Source organism: Streptomyces sp. NBC_00442, from assembly GCF_036014195.1.
Lineage (GTDB): Bacteria > Actinomycetota > Actinomycetes > Streptomycetales > Streptomycetaceae > Streptomyces.
In genome coordinates this window covers 4,896,497-4,911,151 of sequence record NZ_CP107918.1, presented here as the reverse complement: position 1 = coordinate 4,911,151, position 14,655 = coordinate 4,896,497, and the positions used below count along the sequence as shown (strand labels likewise).

Genomic DNA, 14,655 nt, shown 5'->3' with positions numbered 1-14,655 from the left:
GCATATGCCGGGGCGCAAGATACGCCTTCCCTCCCCGCCCTGTCCCGGATTCCGCCAAGCCACCGGGGCGGCGTCCGCCCGCCCGGTAGACGTAGAGCATGAGCAGCGGCGATGGCGACGGCGGGAGCAGTGGCGTGCGGCAGACGAAGACGGGTGGCGGACCCCTCACGGCGGTGAGCCGGCGCGGCGGGCAGGCCGGTGGCGACGGCGCCCTGGACATCTTCTCCGTCCTGCGCGACGAGGGAGGCCACCAGGCAGGCGAGGTGACCGCGGCGGGCGCCGCCTGGCTGTCGTCCGCGTCCGGCCACCCGCGCAGCACCCTCGCCCTGTGGGAGGCCCGGCCGACCGCACCCGGCGTTCTGCCCTGCGGCTCGGTGTTCGACGTGGTCAATGTGCCGTCGATGTTCGGGCGCCGCATGCTGGACCGCTTATGGGCCGAGGGTCCGGGCTCGGGCCCCGTCGCGATCCACCGCGGCCGCATGCTCCTGTTCGCGGCGCCCGGGACCGCGCAGCGCCTGCCCTCGCTCCTGGAGTGGGAGGAGTGGCACCGCCCCGACGCCCCGGTGCCGCCGCTCCTGTGCCACGGAGCCGGCGACGCCGTCACCGTCCCGGCCCTGGTGCGCCCGGAGCGGGAGAACTCCGGCGCGGCCCGCTGGCTGGTCGCCCCCGACACCCGCCGCCCCTGGCTGCCCGGACCCGACGTCCTGCTGTGGGCCTGCGTCCGGGCCGCGCGGAACGAGCCCGCGGACGTTCCCGGGATATCGATTTTTCCTCGCGCGGATCAGGGTGCTAATGTCTACGACGTCAGCAGGCGCCGCTAGCTCAGTTGGTTAGAGCAGCTGACTCTTAATCAGCGGGTCCGGGGTTCGAGTCCCTGGCGGCGCACAGACGGAAGAAGCCCCTCGCGCAAGCGGGGGGCTTCTTCGTGTCCCGACCAGGGCGGACGCCGGGTGTCGGTGGGACATTCCCGTGCCGGTGGGACATTCCCGCGAAAGACCTTCAGTGCGAGACCTTCAGTGCGAGATCTTGACCGTCCACGCCCCCGACTTCGTCCGCCCCTCCGCCTCGATCTTGATGCCCTCGCCGGGCACGGTGAACGTCTCGCCCGCGCCCACCGGCGCGTCCGCGAGCGCCGGGTACACCGACTTCTCCCAGCACCCCTCCGTGTCCGGGTGCGCGTCGAGCACCTCGACCGGGCCGCCGCCGGACGCGGACCCGCTGCGGACCCGGTAGACCAGGAGCCCCGAGGCGCAGCTCGCCCGGTCGAGGCCCGCCGGTTCGCGTACCTCGATGGCGATCGCGCGGTCCTCGCCGGTGCGGACCACAGCGAGCCGTTTGCCCGTGGCGCCCGCCTTCGCGGGGGACGCGGACAGCGGCTCCAGGGTGATCCTGGTCGTGCCGTCGCCCGTCACGCAGCTGACCTCGCGCCGGTCGATCCAGCCGAGCTTCCACTTCTGCCAGGCGAACAGGTCGGGGGCCGTCCCGAACTGACTGCCCATCACGTCCCAGTCGCCGACGTAGGTGTCCCAGTCGCCGCTCTTGCCGTCCTGCGGCCGGTGGTAGAGGTCCGGCAGGTCGAAGACGTGCCCGGTCTCGTGGGCCAGCACGTTGCGGTCCGGCGGATGGTGCTCGAAGACCGTCACGGCCCGGTTGATGTCACGGCCGTCCGCGCGCACCGGCCGGTCGAAGTTGACCACCTTCGTGGCGTCCGAGTCGACGCCGGGCGCGTCCGGGTCGGCGACCAGATAGACGATGTCGTACCGGGAGAAGTCCGTCGTCGGATCGGCCGCGTGGATCGCGTCCTTGAGATAGCGGGTGCGCTGACGCGGGTCCCAGTCCCGCTCTATGCGGTACGAGGTCGAGGCGGCCGGCATGCGCACCCACTGCTGCTGTGGCTCGGCGTCGAGCCGGAACTTGCCGTACGAGGCCTGTTCGAAGAAGCGGCTGGTGGCGGGGAAGTAGTCGGCGGCCAGGTCCTTCGGGGCGGTGGCGGGCTGCGCGTCCGGGAAGGACAGGAAGACCATCACCGCTTTGAGGGCGCGCACCGGGCGCGGGTAGGCGGTGTTCCAGGTGTCGACGCCGAGCGAGTGGTGGGCGTCCGTCCTCGGCAGGGCGCAGGGCACCTCCGCGTTGGCTGCTACCGCGGGTCCGGACACCAGCGAGATGGCGGCGAGCGCCGTGAGGGAGGTGAGGGCCGCGGCCGCGCTGCGCAGCCGGACATGCTCCACTCCCCCGGGTGTCTGCTGACCGTGCACGGCGACCTCCGGGAGCGGGATGCGGGACATCGCACCCACCTTGTGCAGGTTTATACGAATATGCCCTGTTTCGATGCCCCAGAAGGGTGAGGGGGCCGACACCCCGACGACTTACACAAAGTCACGACCGATCACCGAGGGCCCGAGCCCGGCCACACCCGCGCAGAAACGATCGGCCAACGATCGACACGGAACTCCGGGTGCTCTTGATCACGACGGTGAAGCTGGATCGCGTCGTGCGCCAACCTCTATGATCGGCACACTTTCCAGCATGGACGCGGTCTCTTGAGGCCGTCGTCCACCCGGCCGAAGACCCCGGCCACCTCCGTACTACCTCTGCACAACTCGAATGCACTGCGGGAGCCAGCGGTGAGCGGAACCTCCGAAGGACCGGGTCGAGCACCCGGGACCATCCGGCCGCCCGTCACGGAGCGTCATACGGACCGGATCGCGGGCGTCCTGGCGGACCGCCCCGCGGAACACGCCCAGAACCCCGACCCGCGGACCGGGCGCGCCACACTCGCCGAGCGTCACGCGGCGGGGCGCTCGGCCTCCGAAGTGCGCGACTACCGCGCCGCGTTCAACGCCGCCCACCTCGCGATGGCGGTCGTCGACCGCGAGGGCGTCGTCGTCTCGGCCAATGACGCGCTCGCCGAGCTCCTCGGCACCGACCCCGCGGCGCTGCGCGACCAGGACGCCGCCGACCTCGTCGACCTCGCCGCCGACCACCGCACCTGGCACGCCTACCGCGAGGTGCTGCGCGGCGCCCGCAACCGGTTCCGCTGCACCCGCCGCCTCAAGCACCCCGACGGGCACTCGCTCTGGGCCGAGGTGACCGTCTCGCCCGTACCGGACGGCTCCAGCGTGCTGCTGTCCATCGCGGACATCAGCGACCGGCGCGAACTCCAGGCACGCCTGCGTCACCTCCAGATGCACGACCCGGTCACCCGGCTGCCCAACCGCACCCTGTTCTTCGAGCGGCTCACCTCCGCCCTCGAAGCGTCCGCGTACGACAACGGCGGCACCGGCCGCATCGGGATCTGCTACCTCGACCTCGACGGGTTCAAGGCGGTCAACGACACGCTCGGCCACCGGGTGGGCGACCGGCTGCTCGGCGCCGTCGCGGCCCGTCTGACGGAGTGCGCCGACCAGTCCGGGTACGCGCGCAGCGGCGGCCACCTGGTGGCGCGGCTCGGCGGCGACGAGTTCGCCGTCCTGGTCGAGGACTCCACGGGTACGGAGCAGCTGGCCGAGCTCGCCCGTTCCGTACTGAAGGCGCTGCAACGCCCGTTCGACCTGGCGGGCCAGCGCCTTTCGGTGTCGGCCTCGATCGGGGTGGTGGAGCGGGCCGGCGCCGGGACCTCGGCGACCGGTCTGATGCAGGCCGCCGACACCACGCTGTACTGGGCGAAGGCCGACGGCAAGGCCCGCTGGACGCTCTTCGACCCCGAGCGCAACGCCCACCGCATGACCCGGCAGGCGCTCTCCTCCACGCTGCGTCCGGCCGTGGAACGCGGCGAGTTCACGCTGGAGTACCAACCGCTGGTGGGCATGGCCGACGGGGTCGTGCACGGCGTCGAGGCGCTGGTGCGCTGGAACCACCCACAATTCGGGACGCTTCCGCCGAATCGGTTCATCGGGATCGCCGAAGAGGACGGCTCGGTGGTGCAGCTCGGCCGCTGGGTGCTGCGCACCGCGTGCCGGCAGGCCAGGCGCTGGCAGATCGAGCACCCCGGCGTGCCGCCGGTCTTCGTCAGCGTCAATGTCGCGGTGCGCCAGGTGTGGGACTCCGACCTGGTGGCAGATGTCGCGGAGATCCTCGAAGAGACCCAACTGCCGCCGGAACTACTGCAGTTGGAGCTCACGGAGTCCGCGGTGATGGGCTCGGCGGGCCGCCCGCTCCAGGCCCTCCAGGCGCTCTCCGACATGGGCGTGCACATCGCCATCGACGACTTCGGGACGGGCTACTCCAACCTCGCCTACCTGAGCCGGCTGCCCGTCTCCGTCCTCAAGCTGGACGGGTCCTTCGTGCGCGGCTTCCAGTACGACGAGGGCGGCGCGCACCCCAGCCCGGCCGACGAGACCATCGTCGAGGCCATGGTCCAGCTCGCCCACCGGCTCGGCCTCACCGTCACCGCCGAGTGCGTGGAGACCGACGAGCAGGCGTCCCGGCTGGCCCGGATCGGCTGCGACACCGGCCAGGGCTGGCTGTACTCGCGCGCGGTCACGCCGGACCGGATCGCCAAGATGATCGCCCTCAGCCCCCAGCGGGTCTGAAACCGCACCAGGCGACGCGGCCGCCCCGCCCTCCGGGAGGAGGACGGGGCGGCCGGTCGTGCGGGGCGGGTGCCGTTTCGGGGCGGGTGCCGTTTCGGTCCGGCAGGGTTCAGCAGGCGCCGAGGTCCTGCCAGACGCCCCACTGTCCGGTGGTGCCGGGCTGCTCGCCCTTCGTCCACCACTGGGCCTTCCAGGTGTGACCGCCGTAGGAGACCTGGTTGCCGCCGGTGTAGGTCGCGGCGCTGTTCCAGGCGGCGGCGGTGCAGCCGCCGGGGGTCGGGGACGGGCTGGTGGTGGCGGTCGGTGTCGGCGACGGGGACGGGGAGTTGGTGGCCGTCGGCGTCGGGTCCGGGGTCGAGGAGGGCGAGGAGCCGACCGCGTCCACGATCTGGTTGAGCAGGGTCGTCCTGTCATCGAGCCCGAGCAGGCTGTACATCATCGCGCCGGCCAGACCGCGCTGGTGGGCGTAGTCGGCGCGGGCCTGGATGGACTGCTTGTCGAGGCCGGTGAAGAACTCGCCGTCCTTGTAGAAGTACGAGGCCTTCGCGTCGGCGTCCCAGAAGGTGGTCGCCGGGTTGTCGACGATGCCGCCGAGCTCCTTGTAGAGCGCGGTGCCCGCGACCTGGCTGGTGGGCCGGGCGTTGGACGGGCCGGTCGCGCTCTGGCCGAGCCCGTTGTTGGTGGCCGGGACGCCCTTCCAGCCGCGGTAGTAGAACTCGTACCCGAGCGTGATCTTGTTGGCGGGGAAGCCGCCCGCTATGCCGTAGGCGGGGTTGCCGTCGATCCAGGAGTCGATCGCGTTGGAGATCGAGTACTTCTGGGTGCCGGGCTTGATGACGTCCGTCGGGTCGTTGGCGGGCGAGACCAGCGGGGACTGGTGATAGGCCGGGCCCGTCGCGTTCCAGGCGCCGTGCATGTCGTACGTCATGATGTTCGCGTAGTCGAGGGACGCGCCGATCTTGTCCGTCTCGATGTTCTTGATCTTGTCCTGGCCGGCCGGGAGCGCCGCCGTCAGGAGGTAGTGCTTGCCGCCGTGCGCGCTGCCGTACGCGTCCAGCTGCTTGCGGAACTCGGCGAGCAGAGCGGTGTAGTTGGCCTTGTCCTCGGCGCCGTAGTGGTTGCCGAGGTGGCCGTCGGGCGAGCCCGGGTACTCCCAGTCGATGTCGACGCCGTCGAAGATCCCGGCCGCGGCGCCGGCGCCGCCGTAGCCGCCCTCGACGGGCAGGTTGCCTGCGATGTACTGGTCGATGCAGGAGGAGACGAACTTCTTGCGGCTGGCGTCGGTGAGGGCCGCGTCGTGGAAGTACTTGGAGTACGTCCAGCCGCCGATCGAAATGTTGATCTTCAGCTTGGGGTACTTCGCCTTCAGTTCCTTGAACTGGTTGAAGACGCCCACGATCGGCTGGTTCCAGGTGTCGGCGACGCCGCTCACGCTGTCGGCGGCCCCGAACGACTTCTGGTAGTCGGCGAACGAATCGCCCGCGCCGTCACCGGCGTTGGGGTTGTTGTCGTCGCCCGCCGCCTTGTTCGCCTCGAAACAGGTGAGGTTGGTGGGGTCGATGTTGCCGAACGAGTAGTTCAGGACGTCGAGCTTGCCGGCGATGCCGCGCGTGTCGAGGTGCTTGGGGTAGAACGCGTTGCCGTACACGCTCCACTGGTCGTAGTACGCGATCTTCACGCCGCCGGTCGAGGGCGCGGCGGCGCTCTGGGCGGCGTCGGCGGCGGACGCCGTGCCGAGGCCCGCGAAGGCGGCCAGGGCGCCGGCGGCGAGCACGGCGGTGCTCAGGGCGGCAACAAGGGGTCTGCGGCGTTGCAAGACGGGCCTCCGGGGGGGTGGGCACGAGGGGGTGCGGGGAAGAGCGGTTGAGGAAGTGATAGCGATCGGATACCGGCCACGTCAATGGTCTGAACCAAATTGAGGACTAGACCAATTGGCTGGCGAATCCCCTCGTCAGGGGCGGAGTTGGGACGCTTTGGCCCGTCCCGCACCCGCCAGGACAGGCCATGCGAGCCCTCCGGCCCGGCTCCGGACGGCTGGACCAGACCCGCGCCGACCGACCAGGTTTTACCCGCGCGGCATCGACGAAGTGACCCACACCCCGGCCCTTTCGCCCCACCCCCCGCCCCCGGGTCCTCAACCCGCTGGCGGGCCTCTCCCAGGGACTTCAACGTCTCGCGCAGCCAGGCCAGTTCGGCCCGGGAGGTTGCTCGGGCGATGGTCAGCATGCCCTTGCGGAACGGGTCGTCGACCTCCTGCGCGCCGAGCGGGCGGTCACCGTCGTAGAAGTAACTGCTGGGTCCTGACGGCCCGCACGGCGCCGAAGAGGCTGGCTCTCGCCCTGCTCGCGGTCTTCGCACTGGCCAATGTGCTCGGCGCTCTCGCGCCGACCTTCGACACCCTCATGGCGGCCCGAACGCTCGGCGCGCTCACTCACAGCACCTTCGCCGCGGTGAGCATCCTGCTGGCCATCCGGCTCTCACCGCCCGGCCGCCAGGCGACCGCGATCGCGTGGGTGGCCGGCGGCCTCGGCCTCGCCACCGTGCTCGGCGGCCCCCTCGGCACCGTCATCGGCGAACACTGGGGGTGGCGCGCCACCTTCTGGACCGTGGCCGTCGCCGCGGTCGTCGGCGCCGCCGCGATCGGCTTCCTGGTCCCCGGCGGTCCGGGCGGCGGGCGGCCGCTCTCGCCGCGCTCCGGGACCGGCACGCTCGGCAGGCCCCAGGTCCTGTGGGCGATGGGCATCACCGTCGTCTCACAGACCGGCTGGTTCCTGCTCTACAGCTACATCACGCCACTGCTGCGCCGGGTGACCGGCTTCGGCGCAGGAGCCTGCGCCGGCATGCTGTTCGTCTTCGGCGCGGGCGGCTTCGTGGGAAACGCCCTCGGCGGACGGTTCGCCGACACCTCCCTGCGCGGCACCCTCGTCGTGATGCTGGCAGTCCTCGCCGCGATGCTGCTGCTCCTCGGAGTGGGCGCCGGCCACCGGGCGCCCACGGTCGTGGCGGTGCTCCTGATCGGCCTGGCGTCGGGCGCCCTCGTGCCCCCGTTGCAGGCGTGGGCCCTGAACGCGGCGGGCAGCGGATCGGCCCTGGTCATCGCCGCCAACACCTCGGCGTTCAACCTCGGCAACGCCGCCGGTTCCTGGGCCGGCTCGCGCCTGCTCGGGTCCGGCGCCGCGCTGACCGCACTGGCTCCCGTGGGTGCGGCGATCGTGCTGCTCTCTCTGATCGGCGTACTGATCGCCCTGCGCGGGCGGGTGCGGGCGGGCCCGCCCGCGAAGGGAAGCGGGTCAGGCCGTCAGGTCGGGCAAGTCGTACGCGTCGGCGATCAGCTCGTACGACCTCACCCTCGCCTCCGGCGCATGCGCGTTCGCCGTGATCATCAGCTCGTCCGCCCCCGTCCGCTTCTGGAGACCGTCCAGGCCCGCCCGGACCTCATCGGCGGTCCCGGAGATCACATTGGCGAGCCAGCTGTCGACGAACTCCCGCTCCAGCGGGCTGAATTGATGGGCTTCGGCCTCTTCGGGCGTCGGGACGAGGCCGGGGCGCCCGGTGCGCAGCCGGACCATCGACAGCGCGTTGGTCAGCGTCTGGCGCCTGGCCTCGCGCTCGTCGTCCGCGGCCAGCGCCGAGACGCCGATCAGGGCGTAGGGCGCGTCCAGGGCCGCCGAGGGCCGGAAGGAGTCGCGGTAGAGGTCGAGCGCGGGCACGGTGTTGGCCGCCGAGAAGTGGTGCGCGAAGGCGAACGGAAGGCCGAGCGAGCCGGCCAGGCGGGCGCTGAAGCCGGAGGAGCCGAGCAGCCAGATCGGCGGACGGGCCGCGGGGCCCTGTACGGGACCGGGCACCGCGTGGATGCGGGCGTAGGGGTGCCCGTCGGGGAAGTCGTCGTCGAGGAAGCGGGTCAGTTCGGCCAGCTGCTGGGGGAAGTCCTCGGCGCCCTCGTTCAGCCTGTCGGTGCGGCGCAGCGCCGCGGCCGTCGCGCCGTCCGTGCCGGGCGCCCGGCCGAGCCCGAGGTCGATGCGCCCGGGGGCCATGGCCTCCAGCGTGCCGAACTGCTCGGCGATCACCAGCGGGGCGTGGTTGGGCAGCATCACGCCGCCCGAGCCGAGCCGGATGCGCGAGGTGTGCGCGGCGAGGTGGGCGAGGATCACGGCCGGCGCGGACGAGGCGACCCCGGGCATCGAGTGGTGCTCGGCCACCCAGTGCCGGTGGTAGCCGCGCCGCTCGGCGAGCCGGGAGATCTCCACGCTGGTGCGCAGCGCACGGTGTGCGGTGTAACCGGCACCCACCGTCACCAGGTCGAGTACGGACAGGGGCACGGGCGCGCTCCCGAGCGCCGTTCCTCGCATCGCATCCACGTCCACCGCTCCACGCCTCCAGATCATCACGTCCGTACGCGTTCCACGTACCTCTTCCCCGTTCCTCAAGCCGAACAGGAGGCATGCTCCGTTTTATTCCCGCCCGGCCCCGGGGCGTCCGGCCACGTGGGCGGGAGCAAAGGTGGGTACGACACCCCCCATGACTGAGCCGAGCGAACTCACGGACCTGACGGCACGTCAACTCCTCGCCGGATACCGGGCGGGATCCTTCTCGCCCACCGAGGCCACCCGCGCGGTGCTGGCCCGGATCGACGAAGTACAGCCCCGCCTCAACGCCTTCGTACGCGTCGACACCGAGGCCGCCCTCGCCCAGGCCGACGCCGCCACGCGGCGCTGGCACGCCGGCGAGCCCATGGGACTGCTCGACGGGGTGCCCGTCTCGGTCAAGGACACGCTCCTCCAAGCGGGCGGGCCGACCCTGCGCGGATCCAACGCCGTTTCAGAAAGGGGGAGTTGGACCGAGGACTCGCCGGCCGTCGCGCGGCTGCGCGAGCACGGGGCGGTACTCGTGGGCAAGACCACGACCCCCGAGTTCGGCTGGAAGGGCGTCACCGATTCCCCCCGCACCGGCGTCACCCGCAACCCCTACGACCCCGCGCGCACCGCGGGCGGATCCAGCGGAGGCAGCGCGGTGGCGGTGGCGACCGGGGCGGCGCCGCTGTCGCTCGGCACGGACGGCGGGGGCTCGATCCGCATACCGGCGTCGTTCTGCGGGGTCGTCGGCCTGAAGCCCACCTACGGCCGGGTCCCCCTGCACCCGGCGAGCTCGTTCGGCACCCTCTCCCACGTCGGCCCGATGGCCCGGGACGCGGCGGACGCGGCACTGCTGCTCGATGTCATCAGCGGCGCGGACCATCGCGACCCCACCGCCCTCGAACCCCCCGCCCACTCCTACACCGCCGCCCTCGCCGAGGACGCGGCGGCGGGCGTCAAGGGCCTGCGCATCGGCTACTCGTCCTCCTTGGGCGGCCAGGTCGCGGTGCGGCCCGCGGTGACCGCCGCGGTACGGGCCGCCGTGACCCGGCTGGCCGCGCTCGGCGCGTACGTGGAGGAGGCCGACCCCGACTTCGCCGACCCGGTCGACGTCTTCCACACCCTGTGGGACGCCGGGGCGGCCCGCATGGTGCACCAACTGAGCCCGGGACAACGCCAGTTGCTCGACCCGGGGCTGCGCGTGATCGCGGCGCGCGGCGCCCGTCTCCTGGCCCTCGACCTGCTCGCCGCGCACGACGCCCGCCTGGAGATCGGCCGGCGCATGGCCCGCTTCCACCGGCGCTACGACCTGCTGGTGACGCCGACCCTGCCGATCACCGCGTTCGAGGCGGGCCGGGAGTCGCCGGCGAGCGCCGCACCGAACCGCTGGACGGGGTGGACGCCGTTCACCTACCCGTTCAACCTGACCCAGCAGCCGGCGGCGACCGTCCCCGTCGGCTTCGACGCCGACGGGCTACCGATCGGCCTCCAGCTGATCGCCGCGCGCCACGGCGACGCGGTGGTGCTGCGGGCCGCCGCCGCCTTCCCGGGCTCCCCCATGGGGTGAACCCCGGGCGCGGGCCGGGGCGGTGTCCGAAAAAATAAGAGGCATGGGCCGGATGAAGAGGGGTAGCCGCGCCGCCATGGCCCGAGCTACCTCACGCCCCAGACCCGCCATACCCAGGCGGACCCTGCTCGCCGGCGCCGCCGCCGTCGCCCTCACCGGCGCCGCCGCCTGCTCCCGAGTCCCTGATGGCAACGCCCTTGCCCGGCTCAAGTCGCAGGGCACGGTCCGCCTCGGCATCGCCGGTGAAGTCCCCTACGGGTATGTCAACGACCAGGGCGAGTTCACCGGCGAGGCCCCCGAACTCGCCAAGGTGATTTTTAAACGGCTCGGAATCGGCCGCGTACAACCCGTGGCCACCGACTTCTCCTCGCTGATCCCCGGCCTCAACTCCCAGCAGTTCGATGTCGTTTCGGCCGGTATGTACATCAACAAGGAGCGCTGCGCGCAGGTTCTGTTCGCGGACCCCGAGTACCAGATGCTGGACGCTTTCATCGTCCGCAAGGGCAACCCGAAGAACCTGCACACCTACGAGGACGTCGTCCGCAGCAAGGCGCGGTTCGCGAGCGGCACCGGCTACGCGGAGATCGCCTACGCCACCGCCGCGGGATATCCCGAGAAGGACATCGTGATCCTCCAGGACCAGGTGGCGGGCCTGAACGCCGTGGAGTCCGGCCGTGTGGACGTGTTCGCGGGCACCGCGCTCACCGTGCGCGAAGTGGTGAAGAAGAGCAGCAAGGCCGAGGCCACCCAGCCGTTCGCGGCGGTCGTCGACGGCAAGAAGAAGATCGACGGCGGCGGCTTCGCCTTCCGCCCCACCGACGGCGCGCTGCGCGACGCCTTCAACGCCGAGATCCACCGCATGAAGCGGAGCGGCGAACTCTTCCGGATCCTGAGGCCCTTCGGGTTCACCCAGGCCGAGATGACCACCCTGACCGCCAAGGAGCTGTGCCGATGACGGCGGGACTGTGGCAGCACTGGGTGCTGCCCGGCATATGGATCACGGTCCAACTGACCCTCTACAGCGCCGCCCTCGCGGCCGCCGTCGCCTTCGGAGTGGGCATCGCGCGCACCCACCGCTCGCGCCTGGTGCGCTTCCTCGCGGCGGCGTACACGGAGATCTTCCGGGGCACCTCGGCCCTGGTCCTGATGTTCTGGCTGTTCTTCGTGCTGCCGCCGCTGGCCGGCTGGCAGCTGGTCCCGATGTGGGCGGCGGTGCTCGCGCTCGGCCTGTCCTACGGGGCGTACGGCGCCGAGATCGTGCGCGGCGCCCTGAACGCGGTGGCGCCCGCCCAGCGCGAGGCGGGCATCGCGCTCAGCTTCACGCCCTGGCAGCGGATGCGTCTCGTGCTGCTGCCGCAGGCGGTGCCGGAGATGATCCCGCCGTTCTGCAACCTGCTGGTCGAGCTGCTCAAGGGGACCGCGCTGGTCTCCCTGCTCGGCGTGGGCGACGTGTCCTTCGCGGCGTACCTGGTGCGGCTCGCGACGCAGGACAGCGCGCAGATCTACACCGTCACGCTGGTCATCTACTTCGTGCTCGCCTTCGGCCTCACCCGCGGCATGAAGGCGCTGGAACGCCGCACCAAGGCCAATCTGGGGGTGACGGTCAAGTGAACTGGGACTGGTCCGCCGTCCGGGACTTCATGCCGCGCTTCTGGGACGGCGTGCTCACCACGCTGGAGATCCTCGCGTTGGGCTCCCTCATCTCCTTCACCCTCGGCCTGGTATGGGCGCTCGCCTTCCGCGCCCCGACGCGCTTCGTGCGCTGGCCGGTCAACCTGATCACGGAGTTCATCCGCACCACCCCGCTGTTGGTGCAGTTGTTCTTCCTGTTCTTCGTGCTGCCGGAGTGGGGCGTGAAGTTCTCCGCCCTGACCACCGGCATCCTCGCCATCGGCCTGCATTACTCGACGTACACCGCGCAGGTGTACCGGGCCGGCATCGACGCCGTACCCCAGGGCCAGTGGGAGGCGGCGACCGCGCTGAGCCTGCCCGCGCACCGCACCTGGTTCGCGGTGATCCTGCCGCAGGCCGTCCGCCGCATCGCGCCGGCGCTCGGCAACTACGTCATCTCCATGCTGAAGGACACGCCGCTGCTCGCCGGCATCAGCGTCCTGGAGATGCTCCAGCAGTCCCGCCTCGCGGGGGCGAGCACCTTCCAGTACACCGAGCCGCTGACCGTCGTCGGCGTCGCCTTCATCCTCATCGCCTATCCGGCTTCGCTGTTCGTACGAGCCCTGGAGCGCCGCCTTGTCCGCTGACACCCAGATCGAGAAGCCCGTGAAGAAGCAGAGCGCCGGCGAGCTGATCCGCTTCGAGAACGTCACCAAGAGCTTCGGTGACAACACCGTCCTCGACGACCTGTGCTTCACCGCCCGCAAGGGCAAGCACGTCACCCTGATCGGCCCGTCCGGCTCCGGCAAGACCACGATCCTGCGGCTGCTCATGACGCTGGAGACCCCGGACTCCGGCATCATCCAGGTCAACGGGAACCGGCTGTTCCCGGCGGACGAGAAGGAGCGCAGAAAGGCCCGCAAGAAGATCGGCATGGTCTTCCAGCAGTTCAACCTGTTCCCCAACATGAGCGTGCTGCGCAACATCACCGAGGCGCCGGTCCGGGTGCTCGGGCTCTCCGCCGACGAGGCCGAGCAGCGGGCGCGCGAGCTGCTCGACCTGGTGGGCCTCGGCGAGAAGCGCGACGCCAAGCCCGCGCAGCTCTCCGGCGGCCAGCAGCAGCGGGTCGCGATCGCGCGGGCCCTCGCGATGCGGCCGGAGGTGCTGCTCCTGGACGAGGTGACGTCCGCGCTCGACCCGGAGCTGGTGGCCGGCGTGCTCGACCTGCTGCGCGACATCGCCCGCACCACGGACATCACCATGCTCTGCGTCACGCACGAGATGAGCTTCGCGCGGGACATCTCCGACGAGGTGATGATGTTCGACGCCGGCAAGGTCATCGAGTCGGGTCCGCCGGAGCAGATCTTCGGCGCTCCGCGGCACGAGCGCACGCGGGAGTTCCTCGGCGCGATCGCGTGAGCACGCACCGTACACGGCGCTGACCTCACACTCCCGTCACCCGGACCCTCCGGCACTCATGCCTCTGGCATATGCCACGGTGGCGCGTCCCAGAACAGAGCCCTGGCGCGCGCCACCAATGTTGTCAACACCCCCACCGCAAACGGCTCTTGGCGGCTATCGTGGAGGGGCAGACCTGCCACCTTCGCAGCTCGACCTGCTAGGGGGAAACCGTGGCGCTGAAGCCGGAGCCGACCGCGCCGTTCCACTCGGTGCACTACGTCCTGCGGGTCCTGGAGGCGATCTCCAGGCACGGCGGGGGCGTCACCGATGTCCAGATCGCGCGCGAGACGGGTCTGCCCACCGCCCATCTGACCTCCATGCTGCTCATGCTGCGGCGCGAGGGCTACGTCGAGCAGGTGACCGACGGCGCCTACGTCATCGGCGACTCGATGGTGCTCCTCGGCTCGGGCGCCGCCCGCAAGGAGGCCCTGGAGATCAAGCTGCAGGACACCCTGATGTCGCTGCGCGACTCGGTGGGCGCGGCGGTCTACATCAGCCGCTACATCGACGGCGAGGTCAAGATCACCCAGTACGCGGACGGTCCGCGCGCGCCCAAGGTGAACGAATGGGTCGACTTCAAGTCGGCGGCCCACGCCAGCGCGGTCGGCAAGTGCCTGCTGACCCAGCTCGACCGGAACGGCCGCCGCGACCACCTCTCGCGCCACAAGATCGCCCGGCTCACCTCGCGCACGATCACCAGCGAGAAGGTCCTGTTCTCCAAGCTCGACAGCCAGCCGGCCACCGTCCCGGTCCTCGACCTCCAGGAGTACGCGGTCGGCACGGTCTGCGCGGCGGTCCCCCTCACCGCGGGCTCGGCCGTCGGCTGCCTGGCCCTGTCGCTGCCGATCGAGCACGCCCACCGGCTGCGCGCCGCGGCCGACACCCTCAACCGCCGGGCCGCCCCCGTAGTGCTCTCCCTGGCCATCTGACACCCCCGGCGCGCCCCGCCCCCGGGTGGTCATCAGCACCCCGCGGGACCAGGTAGTATTTTCTCTGTCAGCACGCGCCGCTAGCTCAGTTGGTTAGAGCAGCTGACTCTTAATCAGCGGGTCCGGGGTTCGAGTCCCTGGCGGCGCACAGACGGAAGAAGCCCCTCGCGCAAGCGGGGGGCTTCTTCGTGTTCCCGGTCCGG

The 14,655-nt window shown here is 71.2% G+C and carries 11 protein-coding genes, 2 tRNA genes and 2 pseudogenes; 11 read left to right on the top strand and 4 right to left on the bottom strand.

Annotated elements, in window-relative coordinates:
- Window positions 1-98 precede the first annotated feature (98 nt).
- On the top strand, window positions 99-821 hold the full coding sequence (locus tag OG432_RS21980) for a bifunctional DNA primase/polymerase (RefSeq protein ID WP_328312664.1): 723 nt from the start codon (window positions 99-101) through the stop codon (window positions 819-821).
- Window positions 812-885 (top strand) — tRNA-Lys (locus tag OG432_RS21975). Before OG432_RS21980 ends, OG432_RS21975 begins: the two co-directional genes overlap by 10 nt.
- 128 nt (window positions 886-1,013) lie before the next feature.
- On the opposite strand, the gene OG432_RS21970 is transcribed toward OG432_RS21975, so the two are convergent.
- Window positions 1,014-2,285: a M6 family metalloprotease domain-containing protein gene (locus OG432_RS21970; RefSeq protein WP_328312663.1), complete on the bottom strand. Its 1,272-nt coding sequence runs from the start codon at window positions 2,283-2,285 to the stop codon at window positions 1,014-1,016.
- Window positions 2,286-2,624: 339 nt separating this feature from the next.
- Between OG432_RS21970 and OG432_RS21965 the strand changes: the two genes are divergently transcribed.
- Complete coding sequence (locus OG432_RS21965; RefSeq protein WP_328312662.1) at window positions 2,625-4,532, top strand: putative bifunctional diguanylate cyclase/phosphodiesterase; 1,908 nt, start codon at window positions 2,625-2,627, stop codon at window positions 4,530-4,532.
- A 109-nt stretch (window positions 4,533-4,641) separates the two neighbouring features.
- Here OG432_RS21965 and OG432_RS21960 read toward each other — a convergent pair whose 3' ends face one another.
- Complete coding sequence (locus OG432_RS21960) at window positions 4,642-6,348, bottom strand: glycosyl hydrolase family 18 protein (RefSeq protein WP_328312661.1); 1,707 nt, start codon at window positions 6,346-6,348, stop codon at window positions 4,642-4,644.
- A 338-nt stretch (window positions 6,349-6,686) separates the two neighbouring features.
- Window positions 6,687-6,830, bottom strand: a pseudogene (locus tag OG432_RS21955) (PadR family transcriptional regulator); the annotation flags it as partial.
- A 2-nt stretch (window positions 6,831-6,832) separates the two neighbouring features.
- On the opposite strand from OG432_RS21955, the pseudogene OG432_RS34950 reads away from it, so the two are divergent.
- Window positions 6,833-7,612: pseudogene (locus tag OG432_RS34950) on the top strand (MFS transporter); the annotation flags it as partial.
- Between the two features lie 210 nt (window positions 7,613-7,822).
- On the opposite strand, the gene OG432_RS21945 reads toward OG432_RS34950, so the two are convergent.
- Window positions 7,823-8,917: an LLM class flavin-dependent oxidoreductase gene (locus OG432_RS21945; RefSeq protein WP_328312659.1), complete on the bottom strand. Its 1,095-nt coding sequence runs from the start codon at window positions 8,915-8,917 to the stop codon at window positions 7,823-7,825.
- Window positions 8,918-9,050: 133 nt separating this feature from the next.
- Here OG432_RS21945 and OG432_RS21940 point away from each other — a divergent pair, with 133 nt between their 5' ends.
- The 7 genes from OG432_RS21940 to OG432_RS21910 all read left to right on the top strand — a co-directional run bounded on the left by OG432_RS21940 (window position 9,051) and on the right by OG432_RS21910 (window position 14,600).
- Entirely contained in the window at window positions 9,051-10,451 is a 1,401-nt protein-coding gene (locus OG432_RS21940) for an amidase (protein WP_328312658.1), read from the top strand.
- Between the two features lie 76 nt (window positions 10,452-10,527).
- On the top strand, window positions 10,528-11,406 hold the full coding sequence (ehuB, locus tag OG432_RS21935) for an ectoine/hydroxyectoine ABC transporter substrate-binding protein EhuB (RefSeq protein WP_328312657.1): 879 nt from the start codon (window positions 10,528-10,530) through the stop codon (window positions 11,404-11,406).
- Window positions 11,403-12,062: an ectoine/hydroxyectoine ABC transporter permease subunit EhuC gene (gene ehuC, locus OG432_RS21930; protein ID WP_328312656.1), complete on the top strand. Its 660-nt coding sequence runs from the start codon at window positions 11,403-11,405 to the stop codon at window positions 12,060-12,062. The genes ehuB and ehuC overlap by 4 nt, the downstream gene beginning before the upstream one ends.
- Window positions 12,059-12,709 carry an ectoine/hydroxyectoine ABC transporter permease subunit EhuD gene (ehuD, locus tag OG432_RS21925; protein WP_328312655.1) on the top strand — a complete coding sequence of 217 codons (651 nt, stop codon included), beginning with the start codon at window positions 12,059-12,061 and terminating at the stop codon, window positions 12,707-12,709. The genes ehuC and ehuD overlap by 4 nt, the downstream gene beginning before the upstream one ends.
- On the top strand, window positions 12,699-13,481 hold the full coding sequence (locus OG432_RS21920) for an amino acid ABC transporter ATP-binding protein (protein WP_328312654.1): 783 nt from the start codon (window positions 12,699-12,701) through the stop codon (window positions 13,479-13,481). Before ehuD ends, OG432_RS21920 begins: the two co-directional genes overlap by 11 nt.
- Window positions 13,482-13,693: 212 nt before the next feature.
- Window positions 13,694-14,452 carry an IclR family transcriptional regulator gene (locus OG432_RS21915; protein ID WP_328312653.1) on the top strand — a complete coding sequence of 253 codons (759 nt, stop codon included), beginning with the start codon at window positions 13,694-13,696 and terminating at the stop codon, window positions 14,450-14,452.
- Window positions 14,453-14,526: 74 nt separating this feature from the next.
- Window positions 14,527-14,600: transfer RNA gene (locus OG432_RS21910), tRNA-Lys, on the top strand.
- Window positions 14,601-14,655: the final 55 nt, after the last annotated feature.

Coding starts and splice junctions, on each gene's coding strand:
- OG432_RS21980 (WP_328312664.1), top strand. CDS start 99: ATGAGCAGCGGCGATGGCGACGGCGGGAGCAGTGGCGTGCGGCAGACG.
- OG432_RS21970 (WP_328312663.1), bottom strand. CDS start 2,285: ATGTCCCGCATCCCGCTCCCGGAGGTCGCCGTGCACGGTCAGCAGACA.
- OG432_RS21945 (WP_328312659.1), bottom strand. CDS start 8,917: ATGATCTGGAGGCGTGGAGCGGTGGACGTGGATGCGATGCGAGGAACG.
- OG432_RS21940 (WP_328312658.1), top strand. CDS start 9,051: ATGACTGAGCCGAGCGAACTCACGGACCTGACGGCACGTCAACTCCTC.
- ehuB (WP_328312657.1), top strand. CDS start 10,528: ATGGCCCGAGCTACCTCACGCCCCAGACCCGCCATACCCAGGCGGACC.
- ehuC (WP_328312656.1), top strand. CDS start 11,403: ATGACGGCGGGACTGTGGCAGCACTGGGTGCTGCCCGGCATATGGATC.